At 54.6% G+C, this 24,788-nt stretch carries 18 protein-coding genes and 1 pseudogene; 9 read left to right on the top strand and 10 right to left on the bottom strand.

The genetic code is table 11. The annotated features are described in order from the left end of the window. Positions 1 to 51: 51 nt before the first annotated feature. The 7 genes from V7Q41_RS07160 to hrpA form a co-directional block, all read right to left on the bottom strand. Complete coding sequence (locus V7Q41_RS07160) at positions 52 to 2,313, bottom strand: glycosyl hydrolase (protein ID WP_333844766.1); 2,262 nt, start codon at positions 2,311 to 2,313, stop codon at positions 52 to 54. A gap of 30 nt (positions 2,314 to 2,343) precedes the next feature. After that, the gene (locus V7Q41_RS07155) at positions 2,344 to 3,417 is read right to left on the bottom strand and encodes an ABC transporter ATP-binding protein (protein ID WP_333844763.1); all 1,074 of its coding nucleotides are present in this window, start codon (positions 3,415 to 3,417) and stop codon (positions 2,344 to 2,346) included. Between the two features lies 1 nt (position 3,418). Beyond that, positions 3,419 to 4,744: a GH1 family beta-glucosidase gene (locus V7Q41_RS07150; RefSeq protein ID WP_333844759.1), complete on the bottom strand. Its 1,326-nt coding sequence runs from the start codon at positions 4,742 to 4,744 to the stop codon at positions 3,419 to 3,421. 17 nt (positions 4,745 to 4,761) lie between these two features. Then, the gene (locus V7Q41_RS07145; RefSeq protein WP_333844756.1) at positions 4,762 to 5,604 is read right to left on the bottom strand and encodes a carbohydrate ABC transporter permease; all 843 of its coding nucleotides are present in this window, start codon (positions 5,602 to 5,604) and stop codon (positions 4,762 to 4,764) included. Continuing rightward, positions 5,601 to 6,524, bottom strand: coding sequence for a carbohydrate ABC transporter permease (locus tag V7Q41_RS07140; RefSeq protein WP_333844754.1), 924 nt, complete (start codon positions 6,522 to 6,524; stop codon positions 5,601 to 5,603). Before V7Q41_RS07140 ends, V7Q41_RS07145 begins: the two co-directional genes overlap by 4 nt. After that, on the bottom strand, positions 6,524 to 7,753 hold the full coding sequence (locus V7Q41_RS07135) for an ABC transporter substrate-binding protein (protein WP_333844751.1): 1,230 nt from the start codon (positions 7,751 to 7,753) through the stop codon (positions 6,524 to 6,526). The genes V7Q41_RS07140 and V7Q41_RS07135 overlap by 1 nt, the downstream gene beginning before the upstream one ends. 87 nt (positions 7,754 to 7,840) lie before the next feature. Beyond that, the gene (gene hrpA, locus V7Q41_RS07130) at positions 7,841 to 11,854 is read right to left on the bottom strand and encodes an ATP-dependent RNA helicase HrpA (RefSeq protein ID WP_442918819.1); all 4,014 of its coding nucleotides are present in this window, start codon (positions 11,852 to 11,854) and stop codon (positions 7,841 to 7,843) included. 163 nt (positions 11,855 to 12,017) lie between these two features. Here hrpA and argA point away from each other — a divergent pair, with 163 nt between their 5' ends. Next, on the top strand, positions 12,018 to 13,364 hold the full coding sequence (argA, locus tag V7Q41_RS07125; RefSeq protein ID WP_333844745.1) for an amino-acid N-acetyltransferase: 1,347 nt from the start codon (positions 12,018 to 12,020) through the stop codon (positions 13,362 to 13,364). Positions 13,365 to 13,411: 47 nt separating this feature from the next. Here argA and V7Q41_RS07120 read toward each other — a convergent pair whose 3' ends face one another. After that, positions 13,412 to 13,972, bottom strand: coding sequence for a disulfide bond formation protein B (locus V7Q41_RS07120; protein WP_442918817.1), 561 nt, complete (start codon positions 13,970 to 13,972; stop codon positions 13,412 to 13,414). Positions 13,973 to 14,004: 32 nt separating this feature from the next. Here V7Q41_RS07120 and V7Q41_RS07115 point away from each other — a divergent pair. The 7 genes and pseudogenes from V7Q41_RS07115 to V7Q41_RS07085 all read left to right on the top strand — a co-directional run. After that, a pseudogene (locus V7Q41_RS07115) lies at positions 14,005 to 14,511 on the top strand (cysteine dioxygenase); the annotation flags it as partial. 93 nt (positions 14,512 to 14,604) lie between these two features. Next, positions 14,605 to 16,242 carry a rhodanese-like domain-containing protein gene (locus V7Q41_RS07110; RefSeq protein WP_333844817.1) on the top strand — a complete coding sequence of 546 codons (1,638 nt, stop codon included), beginning with the start codon at positions 14,605 to 14,607 and terminating at the stop codon, positions 16,240 to 16,242. A 55-nt stretch (positions 16,243 to 16,297) separates the two neighbouring features. Further along, complete coding sequence (locus V7Q41_RS07105; protein ID WP_333844740.1) at positions 16,298 to 16,570, top strand: oxidative damage protection protein; 273 nt, start codon at positions 16,298 to 16,300, stop codon at positions 16,568 to 16,570. 5 nt (positions 16,571 to 16,575) lie between these two features. Continuing rightward, a complete protein-coding gene (mnmC, locus tag V7Q41_RS07100; protein WP_333844738.1) occupies positions 16,576 to 18,150 on the top strand; it encodes an FAD-dependent 5-carboxymethylaminomethyl-2-thiouridine(34) oxidoreductase MnmC in 1,575 nt (524 codons plus the stop codon). A gap of 30 nt (positions 18,151 to 18,180) precedes the next feature. Further along, positions 18,181 to 19,557 (top strand): chromate efflux transporter, encoded by a 1,377-nt coding sequence (gene chrA, locus V7Q41_RS07095; protein WP_442918816.1) that lies wholly within the window; start codon positions 18,181 to 18,183, stop codon positions 19,555 to 19,557. 71 nt (positions 19,558 to 19,628) lie between these two features. Next, the gene (gene ppx / locus V7Q41_RS07090) at positions 19,629 to 21,134 is read left to right on the top strand and encodes an exopolyphosphatase (protein WP_333844735.1); all 1,506 of its coding nucleotides are present in this window, start codon (positions 19,629 to 19,631) and stop codon (positions 21,132 to 21,134) included. 73 nt (positions 21,135 to 21,207) lie between these two features. Further along, on the top strand, positions 21,208 to 21,708 hold the full coding sequence (locus V7Q41_RS07085; protein ID WP_333844732.1) for a hypothetical protein: 501 nt from the start codon (positions 21,208 to 21,210) through the stop codon (positions 21,706 to 21,708). Here the strand turns inward: V7Q41_RS07085 and V7Q41_RS07080 are convergent. Beyond that, a complete protein-coding gene (locus V7Q41_RS07080) occupies positions 21,677 to 22,177 on the bottom strand; it encodes a SixA phosphatase family protein (protein WP_333844729.1) in 501 nt (166 codons plus the stop codon). The two genes, V7Q41_RS07085 and V7Q41_RS07080, sit on opposite strands and share 32 nt — an antisense overlap. Positions 22,178 to 22,197: 20 nt before the next feature. After that, positions 22,198 to 24,324 (bottom strand): polyphosphate kinase 1, encoded by a 2,127-nt coding sequence (gene ppk1, locus V7Q41_RS07075; protein WP_333844727.1) that lies wholly within the window; start codon positions 24,322 to 24,324, stop codon positions 22,198 to 22,200. A gap of 144 nt (positions 24,325 to 24,468) precedes the next feature. Between ppk1 and V7Q41_RS07070 the strand changes: the two genes are divergently transcribed. Further along, a complete protein-coding gene (locus V7Q41_RS07070) occupies positions 24,469 to 24,729 on the top strand; it encodes an MgtC/SapB family protein (protein WP_333844724.1) in 261 nt (86 codons plus the stop codon). The last annotated feature ends 59 nt before the right edge of the window (positions 24,730 to 24,788 follow it).

Below are 24,788 nucleotides of genomic sequence, written 5' to 3'. Positions count from 1 at the left end.
TCCTTTGACGGTGTTTAGGTACTGTGGTTTTCCCTTACAGTTAAAAATAATTTATGGCGAAACTGTCAAAGAAACAGGTAAGGCCTTCAAGATATAACCATCACTGAAACGTACGTCCAAAGGCAACTTCGTCGGGTTATAGACCATATAAGTGCGCTGTCCAGTGGCTGCTTTAAAGCTGGCATAAAATTTGGTATTCGCCGTCATACTGAGGTCAGGTGTACCCACTTCATTCAGAAAAAACAGCCAATGCTGCGCATGCGTTCGGGTGTCTCCAAGCTCTATAGAACCCCATTCGTTCCAGCGTGCCAGGCCTTTTTTGGGATCGACCAGCGCAACATATTTGGCAAACAGGTCTTGCCAAATATCATCAGGCTTCGCGCGCTTGCCCCTGCCCTGATAAATGTCAATTTCTTGCTCCAAGGCCGCCATGTTTTTGTGTGTAAAAACGGGACTCGCAGCAAGGTAGGTCGACGATGCGGTCAATGGCAACAAGTTGATGCCATGAATTTGTCGAGGCTCATCAATCCACCAAGTGTTGTGCGCTAATTTCCCACCAAACAGCATGCTGACTTCGACATTTTTGTACTCAGGTGGCAAGGTCAAGCCATGAATATCAAACCAATAGTGGTTGATGGATTGAATTTCAGTGGCGTATAAATAAGTACCCAAATCAACCAAATCTTGACGCCCTTGCAAGCTGCCCCACAACATCAAACCCACCCATGCGTTGATGGCTTCAGAAGAGGACTCTTGGTTGTTGCCATCGGGTGACATGCCCGTACCTGACGCCCAAGAATGCCCTTCATAGGGGTCAAAGTTACGCAAATAAGGAAAGTCTTTACGGCCACGTTGAGCGGTTGCAATGTCAGCCACCAGCAGATCAATCATGCCGCCCCACTTCTCTGCCTTGATCCACTCAGGATCTCGCATGCCTATGTCGGCTGCGGCACGAATCCAGTAACCGTAGTGGAAATGATGGTCATTCATATCCTTGACGGCATCGTATTCCTCGGGATAACTCGCAACTGTGCCCAGCGTGGGGCTGTAATGAAAATAAGTACGAGCACTTTGTCCTGACAGCCACTCTTCAGCACGTTTTTTAATGAGCGCTAACAATTTGTCCCGAGTTGCGGTTTCACCTTGCACATCGGCCACGGTCATCAAATGACTGATACGTTGAAGACCCTTGCCTTGCCAGTAAGGTCCTTGGCCAATTTCGAGCATCATGCGGCGGGCACGGCTTGATTCTTTAGACAAGTTAGACACAATGGCTCGACTTTTAGCGGTGTCTTTGACGCCTGGCCAATACGGAACAAACCCCTGATACACACTTTTTGTTGTGAATTTGTCTGCGGCATAAAACTTCAACTCACCACGAATGCTGGGCAACGAACCCACGGCAGTGGCAGGAAGGTCTTTGTTGCCAAAGTAATGGTGTGGGTACAGACCCACAATCGTTGACGCGCGGACCCCTTCTTTGTTGTGTGTCTCCACCAGAAATGTGGTGACAACTTCGTTCTTGTCTTGGTCGACGCGAAACTCTGCCTTGGTGTTGCTGATGTGGGTGTAGGCGCTCGCAAGGAACTGCTGCACCGTGCTGTCGTTTTCATTAGGCATGACAGCCACGGACATGTAGCGCTTGTCTGTCGGTAAATTCAAGGTCCAGGCCAGCGCACCTTGACGCCAAGTGCCTCCTGTCGGAGCAAACGCCGCATAGGTTTTGGATACGCCCTTGACAATCAATACACGTGCATCTCTGGACCAAATGTGCGCTTGCAAATCAGCAGCCAAATCAAAACCTAAGTCACCATGACTCAAGGTGGCAAACACGAAGGGGCTGCCATGTGCCACCGTGGTTTTGAGGGACTGGTCTTGATTAGGGAAACTAATATCAACAGACCAGTCACCATGGCCCGCGAGCAAAGCAGCTTCAGGGCGAAAGCTCAAGGGTCGCAGCGTGATGTCGGCCGTGTGCGGGTAAGTCACCTCCACATCTTTTCGGTCAGTCGGCGTGATCACTTTTTTAGGGAAACCAATCTCCAACCCATTTTGCGTTGCCTTTGCGGTCAACGGTAATGCATGCAAGACCTCAGACCAACGTGTGAACATCACCGACGAATACCACTGGTTTGTAGGCGCAGCACGTTGCAACATATCGGGGGTGCGAAATGGCGCTTCAGGTACTTTTTGGTCTGCGGCACTCGGCTGAGTACGCCAACCACCCGCACCCACCTGAACCACATCTGTCGAAGCGTGGGAAAGCGATGTTGTCAACAAGAGCGTCGCCATTAGGGTATTGAGTTTATTCATCACGTTAAATTCTTTCCAATTTAGGTAGGGTCACTTCACCAGACAACCCTGTGCATCAAAGACCAATAAATTCTCGAAATTGGGAGATAAGTAAATCGTCTGCCCCATAGACATGGAAACGGCGTTATGCGTGAGCTTCACGGTGAGGAGTTCTGGCAAGCTAGGCATGCGTACGTAAACAACTGTCGAGTCGCCCAGGTTCTCCATGAACTCAATCACCCCTTTCAAACCCATATCTGCGATCGTGAGGTTCTCAGGACGAACACCCAGCGTTGAGCCTTGCAACAACTTGTGCTTAATGGCAGCGAAGTGCTCATTAGCCAGCAACACGTCTTCACCAATGTGAAGGTCTGTGTTGACTGCATCCAAGGTGTAGGGCAGCAAATTGATTTTTGGCGTCCCCAAAAATTGAGCCACAAACGTATTGGCGGGTGAAGCATATAGCTCCATGGGACGGCCGACTTGCTCAATGCGGCCTTGGTTAAACACAGCAATGCGACTGCCCAATGTCATGGCTTCTGTCTGATCGTGTGTCACGTAAATCATGGTCGTCTTCAGATCTGCATGCAACTTGGCCAGCTCAATGCGCATCTGAACGCGCAGCGCAGCATCCAAATTTGAAAGAGGCTCGTCAAACAAGAAAACCCTGGGACGTCTGACGATGGCGCGACCAATCGCAACACGTTGGCGTTGGCCACCAGACAACTGCTTAGGGTAGCGCTTGAGCAATGGAGTCAGACGCAATTTCTCAGCTGTACTCAATACCAACTCAGAAATAGCAGCTTTAGAAAGACCTCCCATTCGCAAGCTAAAGCCCATGTTTTCTTCCACCGTCATGTGGGGGTACAAGGCATAGCTTTGAAACACCATCGCAACACCACGGTCAGACGGGCTCTTTTGATTGACGATGTCACCCCCAATCAAAATGTCCCCCGATGTCATCGTCTCCAACCCAGCGATCATGCGCAACATCGTGGATTTACCGCAACCCGATGGCCCCACAAACACCATAAACTCACCGTCCTGAACCAGTAAATCTAGCTGAGGAATGACTACCGTTTCTCCAAAAATTTTGGAAATATTTTTCAGTTCAATTTGTGCCAATTTAGTTGCCGCCTAAAAAGTTTTGATACCAAAGCGCGCTGTTTTTTAAGGTTCGCTTCTGCGTGGTGTAGTCCACATAAATCAGTCCAAATCGCTTTTCATAGCCACTGGCCCATTCAAAGTTATCCATCAGACTCCAAGCGAAATAACCAGTCACAGGGACCCCTTGAACAATAGCGGCGTGGGTTGCAGCGATGTGGTCATGAAAATACTGCACGCGTGATGCATCATCAATCACACCACCGATCAACACATCTTTGAACGCAGCACCGTTCTCAGTGATCATCACGTCTGGAAGGTCGTAATCTTTGTGCAATCGACACAACAGCTCCGTCAACCCATGTGGATAAACCTCCCAACCCATGTCTGTGACTTCGTTGCCCGTGCTTTTGACATCCCATGGATTGCCAGTTGACGAAAAATTTCTTGTGTAGTAATTCACGCCTATGAAATCGAGCTGTTGATGGATCATGGCCATATCGCCCTCTTGCACGTGTGGCATGTCGCTGCCTAAATGCGCGATGACATCCTCGGGGTAGAACCCACGCGTCAACGGGTCCATGTACCAGCGTAAATTCAGACCGTCATCCAGATGTGCTTTTGCAATATCGGCAGGATCCGCACTGGCAGGGTAAATCGGCGATAGGTTGAGCACAATACCCAAGGGCGTTTGAATGCCAATTTCCCGCAATGCTTTCAAAGCCATTCCGTGGCTAAGCAACAAATGGTGTGTGACCTTCATCGCAACCGCTCGCGATTTAATACCTGGCGCAAAGATACCGTGCTCATGGCCCAAGACGGCCACCACCCAAGGCTCGTTGTGCGTGCAAATGCTATCTGCCATGTGCTCAAAACGCCTCGCGACCTCTGCGGCGTAGCGGACAAATTTTTTGCAAATTTCACGATTGGCCCAACCGCCCTTGTCTTGCAAGGCTTGTGGCAAATCCCAGTGATTGAGGGTGATATGCAGACCAACACCGCGGCTTTTGAGTGCGGTCATCAAGTTTTCGTAAAACTTAAATCCAGCCTCGTTCCATTCGCCCTCGCCATCCGGTTGCACGCGAGGCCAAGAAATTGAAAACCGATAAGCGTTCACCCCCAACGAAGCGATCATGTCCACATCTTGTGGCCACAGGTGATAGTGGTCGCATGCCAGGTCACCGTTTGATTGATCAGCAATGTTTATGGGGTCGTCACAAAACGTATCCCAAATCGACTTGCCCTTGCCATCCGCAAGGTGAGCACCTTCAATTTGAAACGATGAGGTAGCAACACCCCACTTAAATCCAGCTGGAAAATAATGATGATGAATGGTGTTTTTATACATTTTTAATTGACTAAAGTTCAACCGCGAACCGCGCCAGACGTCAAGCCGTCAATGAGTCTGCGCGATGAAAAAATAAAGATGATGAGCAGCGGAATAACAGCAATGGCAGATCCCGCCATCAACGCCCCCCACTCGGTATCGACAGGGCTTTGAACGCTGCGCAATGCCAGTGGGAAGGTGTACATCTCAGGGGAGCGCATCACCACCAACGGGCCAATGAAGTTGTTCCATGAGGAAATAAACGCAATCAAACCTAGCGTGCCGAAGGCTGGGCCAAGCAAGGGAACGACCACACTCCAATAAATGCGCAACTCGCCACAGCCATCCATACGTGCAGCTTCGATCAACTCTTTAGGAATGGCTGAAGAGATGTACTGACGCATCAAAAAAATACCCATTGCAGGCGCCGCCCCAGGCAGATACAGCGCCCGGGGTTGGTCGATCCAGTGGAGTGCGTCCATGATCAAAAACGTGGGGATCATGCCCAAAAAGGCAGGTACCAACATCGTGCCCATCACCAAAGAAAACAATGCATTTTTGAAACGAAACTCATACACCGCAAATGCGAAACCCGCCATCGAACAAAAAAGCAAAGTCAAGCCCGTGCTCATGATGCCCACGTAAAGCGACCAACCAAGATTGATCCAAAAAGGAATCTTCTTCATCAAGATTTCCATATTCATGAAGAAATGGTCGCCAAAAAACAGCGGCGGCGGTACGCTGAAAATCTCGCTTCTTGGCAGCGTGGCAAAGACAAACATGAAATAAAACGGTCCGAGCATGAGTGCGGCACCCAGCAAGAGCGCCAGCCAACCGCCCCAGCCTAATGTGCTGCCTTCGCTTTGTTGCGCAGCACTCATGACTGCCCCTCTTTGCTCTTGAATGCTCTGCCGGTCAAAATGGTCATGGCAAGAATAATGATGAACAACATCCAAGAAATAGCGCTCGCGAGCCCATAGTCGTTGTAATCAAATGCTGTTCTATACATGTACATCGCGGTCGTCATGCCTGCGTACTCCATGCCGCCCTTACCTCCTGTCAAGATGAAAGGCTCCTCAAATAACTGCAGTCCACCAATGATGGTGAGCGTGACCCCAAAAAACATGATGGGCTTGAGTTGTGGCAAGGTGATGTACCAAAACTGCTGAAAGCTCTTCGCACCATCCATACGTGCGGCCTCGTATTGATCTAGTGAAATAGCTTGCATCGCAGCCACATACAAGATCACGTTGAAACCCAGATAGCGCCAAAACACCACAAACGCAACGATAGGCTTGATGGTGCGCGGATCGCCCAGCCAATCCACATTCGTGCTAGGTAAGAAAGGTTCAAACACCTGCGACTTAGCCAGTGATGTCAGCATGGCATTCACCATGCCGTAATCCGTGGAAAACAGCGTGCTGAACATCATGGCAATCGCCACGGTCGAGGTGATGTAGGGTAAAAAATACGCCCCCATCACCGCGTTGCGCCATCGACCTAGCTTTTCATTGATCAGATAAGCCAACGGAATCGCTACAAGGTGCTGCGGCAAACCTGAGACAACCGCGAGCCAAAGGGTGTTACCCAACGAGGTCCAAACCAATGGATCCTCAAAAGCAAAAGACAAATTCTCAAGCCCCACAAACTCCATGGATGCCAATCCTTTGACCGGATCCCAACTGTGGAACATCAGCACAAACGAAAACAAAATCGGGAACAACCCAAATACCAAAAACAAAAAAATGAATGGGCTAATCAACACATAAGGTGCAACAGCAGGTTTAACGATGGGCTTCATCAGCGCCTCGCACGTCGTTGAATTTGGCTGTCTGCATCTTTGATCGCTTGTTCCACAGACTTGCCTTTGGTCAAGACCAAGTCCAACTCAGCATTGACAATCTCTTCTGCAATCGTGTCGTTTTTGAAAACGCGCGTTGGCTTGATTTGCGACGCAGTGCTGCGCCATTCCACACGGGCTTTTTGCCCACCTAAAAACGCGACCGGCTGCTCGAAAAATGCGCCTGATTGCGCTTCAAGTAATGCAGGAAATGCGTTAAATTTCTCAAAAGCCAGCTGCTGTTGCTGACGATTGAGCGTGAGGTATGAAATCAAGTCCCAAGCCAACTCTTTGTTTTGCGCATTCTTTGGAATTGCATAAAAAGTTCCGCCCCATGAGGTGGCCGCCCGCTCGGGCAATACCGTAGAACGCCAGAGACCCGACGTATTGGGTGCTAACCAGTTGGCCAAATGGCCACCCAACCATGCGCCCATCATTTGCACAGACACGGTGCCTCGCTTCAGTGACTCACCCCATTCGCCAGACCAAGCATTCACCTTGGCATCCAAGCCCTCGGCCCTGATTTTTTTAGCCAATTCAAAACCTTTTTTGAAGCGCAGAGATGTTCCGACCACCGACTGCCCCTTCGCATCAAAGTACACACCTTCATCCACAGGAATGCCTGTGCGAATCACGATGTCTTTGACATCCCTAGCGTGCGCCACCAAATAAGCACCTGTTGCAGACTTGATCTTTTTGCCACTTTCAATAAAGCTGTCCCATGACTCGGTCAAGTCGGTATCTTTGACCTTCGCTTTTTGAGCGAGATCGTGTCTAAAAAACATGACGCCAGGTCCGATATCCGTTGGAATTGCAGTCTGACCTTGGCTGTCTGTATATCCCTGCGCCATTGCAAAAGGCACTACTTTTTTAACCGCATCTATGGCGCGATAGGGTGGTTTGCTCAAATCTTCCAAGGCGCCACTTTGTGCGAATCGTCCCAGGTAGCCATATTCAATCGTCATCACATCAGGCAATCCTGTCGCAGTCGCCAATGCCGTGGTCATGGCCGTGTGATGGTCAGCATACTCACGCCCAACCACTTTGACGTCAACACCAGGATGACCCTTTTTCCATTCCACTAATGCCGCTTTGACGATTTCATCTACCGCTGGGTAAGCAGCAACCGTTAAGGTTTTTTTATCAGCGTTTGCACTGAAAACAATCAACATGGCAACAATGGAAAACAATATTTTTTTCATATAACCTTAAAATGAAAGCGCTTTCATTTTAGACCATTAAAGAAAAAAACTTTCCACGTTTACCCTGATCCGACGCTAATAACTCAACTGCTGCCAAGCCTTATCAAGCCGCTTCACACTCACCGGCTGTGGTGTGCGCAGCTCTTGCGCAAAGAAGCTCACGCGCAGCTCTTCCAGTAGCCACCTGAACTCTTGCATGCGCGCATCGGTCACGCCTTTGCGTTCGGCCACCAGACGCCAATACTTTTGGTCCAGCGGTTTTAGCTCGGCCAGTTTGGCAGCATCACGCGCCGCATCGGCCCGCAGTTTGTCAAGGCGCAGCACCACGGCTTTGAGGTAGCGCGCAAAGTGCTGCAGCTGTGTGTAGGGCGTGTCGGCAATGAAGCGTTTGCCCACCAAGCGTTGCAGCTGTTGCGCAGCGTCGGCCACGCTGTCGGGGCTGATTTTGGTGTCTTTGACTTTGCGGCTGGCCGCGGCAAACTCGGTCAACACGGTGCTGGCCAAGCGGGCGATTTCGTTGGCAATCAGTGTCAGTCGGCCACGGCCTTCTTCAAGGCGGCGTTTGAAATCGGCCTCGCTGGTTGGGAGTGGGTCAAGCAAGAAAGCGCGGTCTAGGGCCACATCCAAAATTTGCTGCTTGAGTTCTTCGGCCGTGCCGCCGCCCGAACCATCGGGCGACTTGCCAACCATCATGTACGCCACCGACATTTTTTGCAGGTCAGGCAAGTTCTTTTCAAGGTACTTGAGCGCGTCTTTGATTTGCATGGCAAACAAGCGGCGCAAGCCCGCGCGGTGTTTGGTCGCAGCCAACTCGGGCTCGTCAAACACTTCAATGCACACGGCGTCGCCCACATCGACCAACGCTGGAAAACCAATCAAAGTTTGCTTGCCTCTGGTGATTTCCATCAGCTCAGGCAGTTCGCCAAAGGTCCAGCTGGTGTAGCGTTGCTCCGCAGGCGAAGAAGCGACAGCGCTAGAGACAGACGCACCTCGACCAGAAGGTGTTGGCTGATGGGGAGCAGCGGGTGACGATTTCTGATACGCATGAGGAACCCGCTGCTCCCCATCAGCCAACACCGCAGCACGGTCAACGCCAAGACCAGCGCCAGAAAGAGTGCCTACACCTTTAAGTGCAGCCAAAGCCTGAAACGCCCCCCGCGCCTGACTCCCCAACTCGGCTTTCAAAGCCCCAAGGTTGCGCCCTGTCCCAAGTTGCCGCCCATGCTCATCCACCACACGAAAGTTCATGAATAAATGCGGCGGCAACATGTCCACCTTCAAGTCCGCACGCTTGACATCCACTTGCGTGGCGTCGCGCACCCGCTTGAGCAAGGCATCCACCAAAGGGCCAGCACCAAACAGCGTGTCAGCCGACAAAGCCTCGGTCAAGCGGGCTGCACTCTCTGGCAAAGGCACGAGTCGCGAGCGGGGTCGCTGGTGCAAGGTTTTGAGCAAGGCATGAATTTTTTGGTTCAGCATGCCGGGCACCAACCACTCCGCACGCTCTTCGCTCACCTGGTTCAACACAAACAAAGGCACGGTCACGGTCAGGCCGTCTTTGGCATCACCAGGTTCGTGCAAATAGTCGGCCGCACAGTCCACACCGCCTAGGCGCAATGTTTTGGGAAACGCTTGCGTGGTGATGCCTGCGGCTTGGTGGCGCATCAGCTCTTCGCGGCTCAACAAAAGCAGCTGAGGTTGGCGTTTGACTTCTTCGCGGTACCAGTGCTCCAGCGTGACCAAGCTGCACACATCGGCGGGCAACTGCTGGTCGTAAAACGCGTAGATGAGCGCATCGTCCACCAACACGTCTTGGCGGCGCGACTTGTGTTCCAGCTCTTCTACTTGCGTCATGAGCTTTTGGTTGGCGGCAAGGAATGGCAGCTTGGTATCCAACTCGCCCGCTACCAATGCTTCGCGAATGAAAATTTCGCGCGCGCCGACTGGGTCCGCCAAGCTGAAACTCACGCGTCTACCGTTGTAAACCACCAGGCCATACAGCGTGGCACGCTCTAGGGCTTTGACCTCGCCAGCTTTCTTTTCCCAATGCGGATCGAGCAATTGTTTTTTCAGCAGGTGGCCACCCACCTGTTCTAGCCACTGCGGCTCCATCGCGGCAATGCCTCGGCCAAACAAGCGCGTGGTTTCCACCAACTCGGCCACCACAATCCAGCGGCCCGGCTTTTTGCGCAAGTGCGCGCCCGGGTGGCGGTAAAACTTGATGCCCCGTGCGCCCAAATACGCCTCGTCGTCGTCGAGCTTGCAGCCCACGTTGCCCAACAAGCCCGCCAACATTGACAGATGCAATTGCTCGTAGCTGGCGGGCAAGGTGTTGATGCGCCATTTGTGTTCGTTCACCACCGTCAGCAGTTGGGTGTGCGTGTCGCGCCATTCGCGCACGCGACGCACATTGATGAAGTTTTGCCGCAACAAGTTTTCGTATTGACGGTTGCTCAGCTTGTGTTCGTTATGGTTGCCACCGCGTGCGTTTTCGAGCCACTTCCACAGGTTGAGGTAACCGCTGAATTCGCTGCGGTCGTCGTCAAACTTGGCATGTGCTTGGTCAGCCGGGGCTTGAGCCTCCATCGGACGGTCGCGCACATCTTGCACACTCAGCGCTGCGGCAATGATCAACACTTCATCCAAGGCCTTGCGCTCACGCGCTTCCAAAATCATGCGGCCCACGCGGGGGTCAAGGGGCAGGCGTGACAGCTCGCGCCCCATCGGCGTGAGTTCGTTGTCGTCATCCACGGCGCCCAGTTCGCTCAGCAGTTGGTAGCCGTCCGCAATGGCTTTGGGGCGTGGCGCTTCGAGAAACGGAAACTGCTCCACGTTGCCCAAGTGCAAAGACTTCATGCGCAGAATCACACCAGCCAAAGATGAACGCAAAATTTCAGGGTCGGTGTATGCGGTTCGGCCGTTGAAATCCACCTCGTCGTACAAGCGAATGCAAATGCCGTTGGCCACACGGCCACAGCGGCCAGCGCGTTGGTTGGCCGCCGCTTGACTGATGGGCTCGACCATCAGCTGCTCGACCTTGCTGCGCCAGCTGTAGCGCTTGACACGGGCGTTACCCGCGTCAATCACATAGCGAATGCCCGGCACGGTGAGCGAAGTTTCTGCCACGTTGGTGGCCAGCACGATGCGACGGCCGCCACGGGTGTCAAACACACGGTCTTGCTCTGCAACTGATAGCCGCGCAAACAAAGGCAGCACCTCGGCACTGCGCATCACGGGCGAGTGGCTCAGGTGCACGCGCAGGTGGTCGGCCGCTTCGCGAATTTCGCGCTCGCCGGGCAAGAACACCAAAATATCTCCCTGCTGAGATGGGTTGCTCCACAACTCATCGACAGCGTCGGCAATGGCGTTGTTGAGGTCGTAGTCACGCTTTTCTTCAAACGGGCGGTAGCGCATCTCCACGGGGAAGGTTCGGCCCGACACCATCAGTACAGGCGCAGGACATAACACCATGCCCCCACGCTCCCCCACTTCGTGTAGGTCGCTGCCCCCCGAGGGGGCTGAGCCCGCCTTGGGGTGGCCCTGCGCCGGTCTCATTGACGCAAAGTGCCTCGCAAATCGGTCGGCATCAATCGTGGCCGAGGTGACGATGATTTTTAGATCAGGCCTGCGCGGCAAGATTTCGCGCAAGTAGCCCAGCAAAAAGTCGATGTTCAGGCTGCGCTCGTGGGCCTCGTCGATGATGATGGTGTCGTAGGCTTTGAGCAGCGGGTCGTTTTGTGTCTCGGCCAGCAAGATGCCGTCGGTCATCAGCTTGACGCAAGCGTCTTTGCCCAAGCGGTCAGAGAAGCGCACCTTGAAGCCCACCACGTCACCCAATGGCGTTTTGAGCTCTTCGGCAATGCGCTTGGCTACCGAGCTGGCGGCAATGCGGCGTGGTTGGGTATGGCCAATGATCTGCTTACGCGGCAATTTGGGATCGGACCCCGATTTCCCTGATCCGCGCACATCATCGGCGCTTGGTCGCTGACCACGACCAAGGGCCAGCGCCATTTTGGGCAGCTGCGTGGTTTTGCCCGAGCCCGTTTCGCCGCACACGATGATGACCTGATGCGCCTGCATGGCAGCCATGATTTCCTCGCGTCTGGCCGAGACGGGCAACGATTCTGGAAATTCAATCTGGAAGGGAACGGGCGTAGACAAAACAGGCACTAACTTGGGTGACAATCCGCAATTATCTCCGTCCGGCCCGCCGCAGGTCGCCAACACACTTACCCGCCATCCCCCCCCACACATGTCCGCTGTTTTTGACTTCACCTTTGTGCCTTGGTTTCGTTCGGTCGCGCCCTACATTCACATGCATCGCGGCAAGACTTTTGTGGTTGGCATCGCGGGCGAGGCCATTGCCGCAGGCAAGCTGCCTAACTTAGCGCAAGACTTGGCGCTCATCCAAAGCATGGGTGTGCGCATTGTGTTGGTGCATGGTTTTCGCCCACAGGTCAACGAGCAATTGCTGGCCAAAGGCCATGTGCCGCACTATTCACACGGCATGCGCATCACCGACGGCGTGGCCCTCGACTGTGCACAAGAAGCTGCAGGTCAATTGCGCTATGAAATCGAGGCCGCCTTCAGCCAAGCCTTGCCCAATACGCCCATGGCCGGCGCCACGGTGCGCGTGATTTCTGGCAACTTTATTACCGCTCGCCCTGTGGGTATCTTGGACGGGGTGGACTTTCAACACTCTGGCTTGGTGCGTAAGGTGGACGTGGCCGGCATCACCCAAACGCTCAGTGCGGGCTCGATGGTGTTGCTCTCGCCCTTTGGCTTTTCGCCCACCGGTGAAGCGTTCAACTTAACCATGGAAGAAGTGGCCACCTCAGTGGCTACCGCGCTACAGGCTGACAAGCTGATTTTTGTCACCGAGACGCCGGGTATTCGCATCAACCCCTCCGAGCCTGCCAGCGAAGACAACCCCGTGGACACCGAATTGCCTCTGGACGCAGCCAAAAAACTACTGGCCACTTTGCCCCACACCAGCAACCCATCAGACATTGCGTTTTACTTGCAGCATTGCGTCAAGGCTTGCGAGACCGGCGTGGAGCGCAGTCATATCTTGCCGTTTGCGGTGGATGGCTCGCTGTTGCTGGAGGTCTACATGCACGACGGTATCGGCACCATGGTGGTGGACGAAAAGCTGGAAGAACTTCGTGAAGCCACCCACGAGGACGTGGGCGGCATCTTGCAGCTGATTGAGCCATTTGAAAATGATGGCTCGCTGGTCAAACGTGACCGCAACGAAATTGAGCGCGACATTGGGCAATACACCGTCATCGACCATGACGGTGTGATCTTCGCCTGCGCCGCGCTCTACCCCTACCCCGAAGCCAAAACCGCAGAGATGGCAGCGCTCACCGTGTCACCTCAATCGCAAGGCCAAGGCGATGGCGAGAAGGTGCTCAAACGCATCGAGCACCGCGCTCGCAACAAAGGACTGAGCAGTATTTTTGTGCTCACCACACGCGCCAAACATTGGTTCTTGAAACGCGGCTTTGTGCAAGTCGACCCTGACTGGTTGCCAGAAGCGCGCAAGCGCAAATACAACTGGGACCGCAGAAGCTTGGTGTTGGTGAAGAAACTATAAAAAAACGGGGCTCGCAAGCCCCGTTTCATAGAGAACGGCTATGCACGTCAGGCATCGCTGCCTAGCTGAGCGGCGATCGACTGCATGCGCAGCATGCCAAGCACGGTCACAAGGGCCAACACACCCATGCCGACAAACGCGACAAAAGACCAGTTGGCAATCGAGCCGCCCAAGAAGGTCCAGTCGACCTGACTGCAATCGCCACCACCTTTAAAAATCATTGGAATGGCACGTTGCAGCGGAAACGTTTCGATCATGCCGTAGAAGTCGCGGCCACACGACACCACCTCAGGCGGGTACCACTGCAGCCAAGTTTGACGTGCCGCCACATACGCACCGCTACCGCCCAACAGCACCAAACAGCTACCCGTCACCAAAGAAGTTGTGCGACCCGGCAAGCACGCCCCCAAAAGAGCCAACAAAGCCATCAACACCATGACATAGCGCTGCACAATGCACATGGGGCAAGGCACCAAACCCACCCCATGTTGCAAATACATGCCAAACGACAACAGGCCCACACAGACCAGCAAAATGAAGCCCCAAACACGACGGGGTGAATTCAAAAGTTTTACAAGCACGAATCTCTCCACATAGCAAGTTTGCATTGTCGCTGTGAAACAATGTTGGCATGGCATAAATGCCAAAAAACCAGAGACAAGCCATGACACTTCGCACACCCCAGCTCGCTGATACACCACGACTTCACACGTTCGTGAGCCAACTCGATGCCTTGCTGGCAAGCACATCCGACGAAGCCGCTATCTTGGCGAGTGGCAAAAACCTGTTGGCTGACTTGGTCGCCCAAGACGATTGGCTGCCCAACGAATACGCGCAGTCCAACCCCGAGCGTTACCAACAATACTTGCTCTACGCCGACCCCGATGATCGCTTCTCAGTGGTCAGCTTTGTCTGGGGCCCAGGCCAAGCCACGCCCATCCACGACCACACGGTGTGGGGCTTGATTGGCATGCTGCGCGGCGCAGAACTGTGCCAACCCTTTGCCAAAAATGACCAAGGCCATTGGCTGCCCAGCGGCGAGCAAGACCGCCTAGCCATTGGCGATGTTGAAGCTGTGTCGCCCACGATTGGGGATGTGCATCGCGTGTGGAACGCACACGCCGACCAAACCTCGATCAGCATTCATGTGTACGGCGCCAACATTGGCAAAGTCAGCCGCCATGTGTTTCATGAAGACGGCACGGTGAAAGACTTTGTGTCGGGCTACAGCAATGCCAAGCTGGAAGCGGAGGGTGAGTTTCCCCTCACCGCAGGTGAGTTCCCGTTCTCGTCGTTTGCCCAAGTGCGCGAAACCCTGCTGAAACGCCAAGAAATTGCCATCCTCGACGTACGCGAAGAAGACCCCTTCGCCCAATGCCACCCTTTGTTTGCAGCCAACCTGCCGCTGGGCCGCATGGAAGCCGATGCATGGACACGCATCCCTCGGCTCAGCACCTTCATCGTGGTGTACGGCACGGCTTTGAATGGCGATGACCTGTCCCTGCCTGCAGCCCGCACCTTGAAGCGCATGGGCTACACCCATGTGCATCTGCTTGCCGGCGGCCTGCAGGGTTGGCAAGATGCCGGCGGTGAGGTGTTTCGCGATGTCAACGTGCCCAGCAAATCGTTTGGCGAAATGGTGGAAGCCAAGCGTCACACACCGTCTCTGTCAGCACAAGAAGTCAAAGCCTTGATCGACTCAAAAGCCAATGTGGTGGTGATGGACGCACGCCGCTTTGATGAGTACCAAACCATGAGCATTCCCAGCGGCATCAGCGTGCCGGGGGCTGAGTTGGTGTTGCGTGCGCGGGCGCTGGCACCCAATGCCACGACGCGCATCATCGTCAACTGCGCAGGTCGCACGCGCAGCATCATTGGGACGCAGTCCCTCATCAACTCAGGCATTCCCAACCCCGTCAGTGCCTTGCGCAACGGCACGATTGGGTGGACGCTGGCGGGCCAAGAATTGGTCAAAGGGGCAAGCCAGCATTTCCCCGAAGTAGACGACGCCATGCGTCTCAAAGCCGCCGCCAGCGCTTTTGCTGTGGCCATGCGTGCAGGCGTCAAGCGCGTGCGCTTGGACGAACTCCACACTTGGCTGACCGACGATTCACGCACCACTTATTTCTTTGACGTGCGCACCCCTCAGGAATATGCAGCAGGTCATGTGGCTGGCTCTCGCAGCGCACCTGGCGGTCAATTGGTGCAAGAGACCGACCACCAAGCTGCGGTCCGAGGCGCACGCATCGTGTTGTGCGACAACGATGGCACACGCGCCCACATGAGCGCCTCGTGGCTGGCCCAAATGGGTTGGGAGGTGTATGTGTTGGCTGGCCTGCGGGCCGAAGACTTCAACCAAACCGACGAGCCCCCTGTGCACTTGCCCGAGGCGCAAGGCAAGGTGAGCGCTGTGAATGTGGCTCAAGTCAAGGCTTGGTTGGCCGACCGCACCAGCCACACCGTGGTGCTTGACTTCAGCAGCAGTGCCCAATTTGTGCAAGGTCATATCCACAGTGCTTGGTGGGTGCTACGCAGTCAACTCAAAGAGTCGCTTGCAGCGGCCCACAAAGGCCACCGTTATGTGCTGACCTGCCAAAACGGCAGCCTGTCACGCTTTGCATGCGCCGATGTGCAAGCCGCTGTCAAAAAAGGCGTAGAGGTGGTGTGGCTCGACGGCGGCAACGCCGCTTGGCTGGCCAAGGGTGGCAAGCTGCAAACAGGCGAACACCAAATGGCTGTCGCGCGTGTGGACCGCTACCGCCGCCCCTATGAGGGCACCAACAACCCTGTGCAAGCCATGCAGGGCTACCTCGATTGGGAGTTTGGTTTGGTCGAGCAACTGGCCCGCGATGGGACACACCACTTTAAGGTGATCTAAACATTGCTACAGTCTTGTCTTTCGTTTTTTACCTTCATCACAGAAAAGCACACCCATGGCACGCACCGTTCAATGCATCAAACTCGGCACCGAAGCAGAGGGCCTCGATTTGCCACCCTACCCAGGCGAATTGGGCAAGCGCATTTGGGAAAGCGTGAGCAAGCAAGCTTGGGCCGACTGGATCAAACAACAAACCATGTTGGTGAACGAAAACCGCTTGAACTTGGCCGACCTGCGCGCCCGTGAATACTTGAAGCGCCAGATGGAAAAACACTTCTTTGGCGACGGCGCTGATGCGGTGCAAGGCTACGTCCCCCCAAGCCCATAAGCTGTGTGGCCCTGACGCCATACGCGCAAAGTTGGCAGCGCTGCAGCAGTTGGTGCCACACCCAAGCCAGCTTTGACGCGCTGGCTTTTCTTCGTCTGTGGCACACGTGGGCGGCAGATGCACATCGCCCTATGCAGCTGCATGTGGTGGCGCACACCGCCCAGCCCTTACCAGCAGACAAGCTGCTGAGCCTTGGCTCATCGCACCCTGAACTGTTCGCTCATGCCCAACAGTTGGCTGCGCAATGCTGGGGCTTGTTGCCGGGCATACACCGTTTGCGTTTTGCGCTGAATGGCAATGCGCCGCACTTGCCGCTGTCGCTCACGCTATGCGTGGGGTCGCATGCAGACTGGCCCGAATTTTCTGAAGTGCTGCGTGCACACGCAACAGGCCCTTGCCAAATACCGCCTGAGCTTGAGGCGCTCGACGCGCACAGCGTCACGATCATTGGCGCTGGTCTTGCAGGCGCGGGCACTGCGCGTGCATTGGCCGAACGCGGCTGGCAAGTGACTGTTTTAGATGCAGCCGCTTCGCCAGCCGCAGGTGCATCAGGCGTGCCAGTGGGGGTGGTGGCCCCGCACACCTCACACGATGACAGCGGCGTGTCACGCCTCTCACGCGCCGGCTTGAGACTCATGGAGCAAACCATGCGCGCATTGCTCACTGAAGGCGTGGATTGGGGCTGCACGGGCGTGCGCGAGCGTCGCTTACCCGGCAAAACGCGACGCGGCGGTGTGCCGCTGAGCTGGCTCAACGAACATGCCCACACGGCCAAAGACTGGACGCACAAAGCCCCTGCGCCCGCGCCCGAGGACGCCTATTGGCATCCACGCGGTGCGTGGCTGCGACCCGCGTCATTGGTGCGTGCGCTGCTAGACCATCCCAACATACAGTGGCAAGGCAACGCACAAGTTGATGCACTCAAGCCAAGCCGCTCAAAGTGGCAAGTGCTGCAAGGCCAGACCGTCTTAGCCGAATCTGCGCGCGTGGTGCTGGCCGCTGGCCCTGGCTCAGCGGCATTGATCGCCACCGCCACACCCGACGGCAGCGCGCCACGCATCCAGCCGTTGCGCGGACAAATCACTTGGGGCTTGATGGCCGATCTGCCCGCAAACGCACGCCTGCCAGCGACACCCGTGAATGGCAACGGCAGCTTTGTGCACAACATTTCATCGGCCGATGGCCCCGCTTGGTTCACAGGTGCCACGTATGACCGTCTCCACGGCGACGCCCGTTTGCTGGACTGCGACCATGCTGAAAACCTAGAACGCTTGGCGGCCTTAGAACCAGACACGGCAGCCTCCCTTGCCCCCTTGTTTGCCACGGTGGGCACAGACACACCGCTTGTTCAAGGCTGGGCCGGTGTGCGCTGCGGTGTGCACGACCGCTTGCCCATGACAGGCCGCGTGCCCCAGACGCCCGAGGGCTTGTACATGAACACAGCCATGGGCTCGCGCGGATTGACTCTGGGGCTACTCTGCGCTGAATTGTTGGCAGCGCAGTGGCATGGCGAGCCGCTCCCTGTTGAGGCACGCTTGGCACAGTTTTTAAATGCCACACGATTCAGGTCAAATGCGTGAAGCACGGACTGCCCACACACCAAAGCCCCTATGACTGACACATCGCACCACACACCTAGCCCAGAAGATGGCAGCGGTCCCGCGGCTCCGTCCACCGTTCGCATGGCCGAGGCCTTTTGGTTTTGGCTCAAACTCGGCTTCATCAGCTTTGGGGGGCCTGCGGGGCAAATTGCCATCCTGCATCAAGAACTGGTGCAGCGCCGTCGCTGGTTGTCTGAACGTCGCTTTTTACACGCGCTGAACTACTGCATGGTGTTGCCTGGACCAGAAGCGCAACAACTGGTGACCTACATTGGCTGGCTCTTGCACAAGAGATGGGGCGGCGTGGTGGCGGGTGCTTTGTTTGTGTTGCCATCCCTGTTCATCCTCATCGGCCTGTCTTGGATGTACATCGCTTGGGGTGATGTGCCTTGGGTTGCTGGCATTTTTTTTGGCATCAAGCCCGCTGTCACCGCCATCGTGGTGCAGGCGGCGTATCGCATCGGCTCGCGTGCATTGAAGAACAACACCTTGTGGGCAATTGCCGCAGCATCGTTTGTGGCCATCTTTGCTCTCGATGTGCCCTTCCCGCTCATCGTCGGGCTAGCCGCTGCGGTGGGTTATGTGGGTGGCCGGGTATCGCCACACACGTTTGAAACAGGCGGTGGTCATGGCGCGTCTCATGCGACGCATGGGCCTGCCATGATTGACGACCACACACCACCACCGCCACATGCGCATTTCAGCTTGGCTGGTTTGGCACAAGTGCTGTTGGCGGGTGCTGTGTTGTGGGCGGTGCCCATGGGTGTGCTGTGTGCCGTGTTTGGCTGGGAGCACAGCTTCACACAAATGGGATGGTTCTTTACCAAAGCGGCCTTGCTCACTTTTGGAGGCGCGTATGCCGTGTTGCCTTATGTGTACCAAGGCGCGGTCAGCCAGTTTGGTTGGGTCACGCCGACGCAAATGATGGACGGCTTGGCGCTAGGCGAGACCACACCCGGCCCGCTTATCATGGTGGTGGCGTTTGTGGCCTTCATCGGTGGCTACGTCAAAGCCTTGCTAGGGCCCGAGAGTTTGTTTGTCGCAGGTGCATTGGCTGCATGTTTGGTGACGTGGTTCACGTTCTTGCCCTCCTTCATCTTCATCTTGGCAGGCGGCCCGTTGGTCGAGAGCACGCACCGCAACCTCAAGTTCACCGCACCGCTGACTGCCATCACCGCCGCTGTGGTGGGTGTGATCGTGAACCTTGCCTTGTTCTTTGGCTATCACCTGTTGTGGCCCCAAGGTTTTGATGGTCCCTTGGATATCCGCTCTGCGATCATCGCCGTGTTCGCTGCCGTGGCGCTTTTCAAATTTGAGCGCAAGGTGATCGAAGTCATCGGACTGTGTGCATTGCTTGGGTTAGCCGTCAAACTGATTCCGCTGTGAGAGGCTCATCCGCAAAAAGATGACAGCAGCATGACATATATCTGTCATGAATAAACGGTAATATTGTTTTCATGAAAAACGGCACTCTCCTAGCAGCTATTGACTTAGGCTCTAACAGCTTTCGTCTCGAAATTGGTCGCTACGACCATGGACAAATTCAACGCGTCGCTTATTTAAAAGAAACTGTGCGCCAAGGCAACGGCCTAGATGCCGAACGCAACCTAACCGCTGACGCCATGGAGCGAGGTTGGGAATGTTTGGCAAGGTTTGCAGAGCGCCTGTCAGGCTTCAAAAAAAACCAGGTCCGTGCCGTGGCCACGCAGACCTTGCGTGAAGCCAAAAATAGAGAAGAATTTTTAAAGCGCGGTTGCGAAATTTTGGGCTTTCCGATTGAGGTGATCGCAGGCACCGAAGAAGCTCGCCTTATCTACCAAGGGGTAGCTCATCTATTGCCCACGAGCAACGAACGCCGCTTGGTGATTGACATTGGTGGTCGGTCCACCGAGTTGGTGCTTGGCCAGGGTCTGAATGCCTCTGAAACCGCTTCATTTCGCGTTGGCAGTGTGACGTGGTCGATGAAATATTTTCCAGACGGCGTGTTCACCGAGCAAACCTTTTACCGAGCTGACATCGCCGCGCAAGCGGTATTGGAAGAGGCCATTTCCGCATACCCACCCAGCCAATGGAACAAAGCCTATGGCGCGTCTGGCACGGTAGGCGCCGTGGCCGAGATTTTAGAGCTGGCAGGATTTCCTCAGGGTGAAATCACTCTCGAGGGCTTGGACTGGTTGGTCAAATGTTTGGTCCGCGCTGGCAATGCCGGCAAAGTCCAACTTGAAGGCTTGAGGGATGACAGACGCGCCGTGATTGGCGGCGGTGTCAGCATCTTGCGCGCATTGATGACCATTTTGCAGGTCAACAACTTGTATATGGCTCAAGGCGCCCTGCGCCATGGTGTGCTCTACGAAATGGTGGAGCGCGAGGACCATGACACCGACATGCGAGACTTGTCGGTACAACGGTTGGCCCTCAAATTTGCGGTCGACGCACAACAAGGTCAACGTGTCAACCAAGTCGCCCAACATTTGCTGCACGACATGTATGCAGTCAACCCCATCGAGACCCCTCAAATTGACCGTCTGCGCCGAAAACTAAACTGGGCGGCGCAACTGCATGAGGTGGGTGTGGCGATTTCGCACAGCGACTACCACAAGCACGGTGCCTACATCTTGGACAATGCCGATTTGGTGGGTTTCAGCATGTTCGAGCTGCACCGATTGGGCTTGTTGGTTTTGGGGCAACGCGGCAAGCTCAAAAAACTTGAAAGCGAATTAGAAGAAAACGAATTCGCCAAGATGTTGATGGCTCTGCGGTTGAGCCTGATCTTGTGCCATGCACGCAAAGACCCAGACCACCAATCGCTTCACTTGACATGCGATGAAGTCAAACAACGTATTACGCTCACCGCCCCCGATTCGTGGGTGTTGGACTACCCCCAATCTACGCATTTGCTTAAGTTAGAGATGACTTCTTGGCAAAAGGCGCCTTGGCTGTTTGAGTTTGTGACAAATCAATGACTCAAATTTCACTAGGCTTTTTTAAATAAACGATATAAACTGTTTACTCCATTAATTCCTAAGGAACGCACCAGTGAATACCTCTGCTCAAAAAGAACTCGTCCAAGCTGCTGTCAACGCACCTAGCACCAAAGCTTCCACGGCTAAAAAGCCTGCAGCGAAAGCAGCTGCAGCCAAAAAACCAGCGGTTAAAAAAACAGCTGTTAAACAAGCCGCCGCTAAAAAACCTGTCGCCAAAAAATCCAGTGCCGCAGCACCTACCAAAGTGGCAACAAAAACTGCTGCTAAAAAAGCACCCGCGCCATCAGCTGTCACCAAGGCTGTTCAAACAGTCAAGCCTGCCAAGCTGAAAAAACCTAAGTTGGTGCGCGACAGCTTCACCATTCCTAAAGACGAATACGTTGTCATCGAAAGCCTGAAAACTCGCGCTGGCAAGCTTGGTCAAGCGGTGAAGAAAAGCGAATTGCTGCGCGCGGGCGTGAAAGCCTTGGCCGCCATGAGCGATATTCAGTTCAAAGCAGCTTTGAGCAACGTGCCGACCATCAAGACCGGTCGTCCCAAGGGTTCGAAATAAGCTCTGGACAAGCGACAGTCAGCAACACGGTTTGTAGCTGACCGTCGCGAAAGCGGGACCGCAGCCACCACACGCCGCCCTTGCGAACGGGGCACGTTTCTTCTTTCATCTCCAGCAACTGCGCCACCAGTTGCCCCAAATAAGGCTGATGTCCAACCAACAAAACAGAGCCCTTCAATTGAGGTCCTGTCTCAGGGTGCCATTTCAGCAACGCCAGCACATCGGCCACCGATGTCTCTGGCACCAACTCATCGCGCAACTTGAATTTGCGATCCAAAGGTGCCACGGTTTGTTGTGTGCGAACCGATGGGCTGACCAACACACGCGTGCCCTCGGGCAAGTTCCGGTCTAGCCAAGAGGCCATCTTGGCTGCCTGCTTCTCACCTTTTTTGGTGAGAGGACGAGACAAATCATCACCGCCTTCGGGCGCGACTTCGGCTTCGGCATGACGCCACAAAATCAAGTCCATCTTTGCTCCTTCATGATGCATCACCCCTTGGAAGCATAAAGCGCCATCAAGACAGCTTGCGCGCCATGTGTTTTGACGGGCTTAGGCGCTTGTGTGGCTGAGCTTTTGCTGCGTCTGGGCTTGGCAGGCTGGACGCGGGTGTAGTGCCCTTGGGCATCCATGGTCCAAGCGTCTACGTTGTCGTGCAAATAGGCCATCAAACATTCATCTATCAAGCGTTTGCGCAGGCTGACATCTTCCACCGGCCAAGCGAGCTCGACGCGGCGCAACATGTTGCGGTTCATCCAATCGGCGCTGGACAGATACAACGACTCGTCGCTGCCCACGCGGAAATAAAACACGCGTGAATGCTCCAACAATCGACCAATGATGGAACGCACACGGATGTTGTCAGTCTGGCCTGCACGCTGAGCAGGCAACATGCAGGCGCCGCGAACAATCAAATCAATCTGCACGCCGGCCTGACCTGCATGCACCAAAGCTTCCATGAGCTTTTCGTCCGTGAGTGTGTTCATTTTCAAGATGATGCGACTGGCCACACCTCGGGCTGCCGCCAAAGCAGTTTTCTCAATCTTGTCAATCAAACTGCGTTGCAGATGAAATGGCGCAATCATGAGTTTGTTCAAGCGCGGAATCTTGCTTTGGTTGGCCAGCAGGCTAAAGACGCTCTCCACATCTTGGGTGATTTTGACGTCACTGGTGATGTGACTCAAATCGGTGTAGAGCTTGGCCGTGCGAGGGTTGTAGTTGCCCGTTGACAAGTGCGCGTAGCGGCGAATGGTGCGCCCTTCGCGGCGCGACACCAACAGCATCTTGGCGTGGGTTTTCAGGCCGACCACGCCGTACACCACCTGGGCGCCAATGTATTCGAGTTTCTCAGCCCAGTTGATGTTGGCTTCTTCGTCAAAGCGAGCTTTGAGCTCCACCACCACGGTGACTTCTTTGCCTCTTTGCACAGCCTCCCGAAGCAGCTCCATCAGCTCCGAATCAGCACCCGTGCGATAAATGGTTTGCTTAATGGCCAACACGCTGGGATCACGGACCGCCTCGCGCAAGAAGGCCAGCACCCCATCAAAACTCTCGAAGGGCTGATGGATCATCACGTCACCGGCTTGCAAGCGCTCAAAAATAGACCCATTCGTCACCAACTGCTCGGGGTAACTGGCGTTGTAGCGTGGGAACAGCCACTTGGGGTTGTCCACCAAATCAATGAGCTGGTTCAAGCGAACCAGGTTCACGGGGCCATGCACAAGGTACAGGGCTGAAGTGGGCAACTCAAATTGCTCCAACAAAAAGTCAGACAAATAATCAGAGCAACCCGAAGACACCTCCAAACGCACGGCTTGTCCGTAGTTGCGATGCACCAAACCTTGACGCAATGCGGTGCGCAGGTTTTTGACGTCTTCTTCGTCCACCGACAGGTCTGAGTGACGCGTCACGCGGAATTGAGAAAATTCACCCACATCACGCCCAGGAAACAGGTCGCTCAAGTGGGCGCGAATCACACTGGAGATAGACACAAACAGCTGGCGTTTACCACACAGCTTTTCTGGCAAAGCAATCAGGCGTGGCAAGCTACGTGGCACTTTGACAATGGCAATTTCGTTGTCACGGCCAAACGCGTCTTTGCCCGACAACCGAACGATGAAATTGAGCGACTTGTTGGCCACTTGTGGAAACGGATGGGCGGGGTCTAAGCCCACAGGCAACAACAAGGGCCGCACTTCACGCTCAAAGAATGACTTCACCCATTGGTGCTGCGCCAAGGTTCGCTCGTTGTAAGACAAAATGCGCACCCCTTCTTTGGCAAAAGCAGGCAGTAACACATCGTTGTACAAGGTGTATTGCTCGTCCACCAATTCATGGGCCACTTTGCTCAGTAAATTTTGCGCATGCACACCCGCAGCATCAAGCGGCGCCAGGGGACGGTTCAAACTGGCATACAGCGCAGCACGCACTTCAAAAAATTCATCCAGATTGGAGGAGACGATGCACAGGTAACGCAAGCGCTCGAGCAATGGGACCTCGGGGCGCTTGGCCCAGTCCAAAACACGTTTGTTGAAAGCCAACAAGCTTTGGTCGCGATCAAGCCACTGCACTTTGACGCCATTGGACGTCTGAGTCTCGGCCATTGTTGCTGTTGTCATTGCTGTACCAGTCTATCTAGGGCGTCAAGTGTCACAAATTTAACTGACAAAACCGTGACATTGAAAATGAAAAAAAGCAGCACTGCTGGCGAAAAAATACGGCAAACAAGCCACCCAACACACGACAGTCATTAAGATGACATGATGAATTCACAAACATCTTATATCGGACTGATCACGGCTCTCAGCACTGGCTTGCTCATTGGCACAGTGCGTGGAAGGTTACATCGACCTGGCCCCATGAAAGCAGGTGTTCGCACACATGCCATCGTGGCACTCCTAGGTGCGATCACTTTTGACATGGGGCCAAATTTTTTCATTGCTGCTTTGCTCGTGACGGGCTTGATGGTTGCTGTGGGCTATCACCAGGCGGCGCACAGCTCAAAGTTGTTGCTGGCCTATTGAAGTGGCGGCAAAAACTATGGCGCTAAAGTCAGACTGGGCTTGGGGCTGGGTCTATGCGC

Source organism: Limnohabitans sp. (assembly GCF_036804465.1).
GTDB lineage: Bacteria > Pseudomonadota > Gammaproteobacteria > Burkholderiales > Burkholderiaceae_C > Limnohabitans.
Note: the sequence above shows the minus strand (reverse complement) of the source record. Positions and strands in the feature narration are given on the sequence as shown.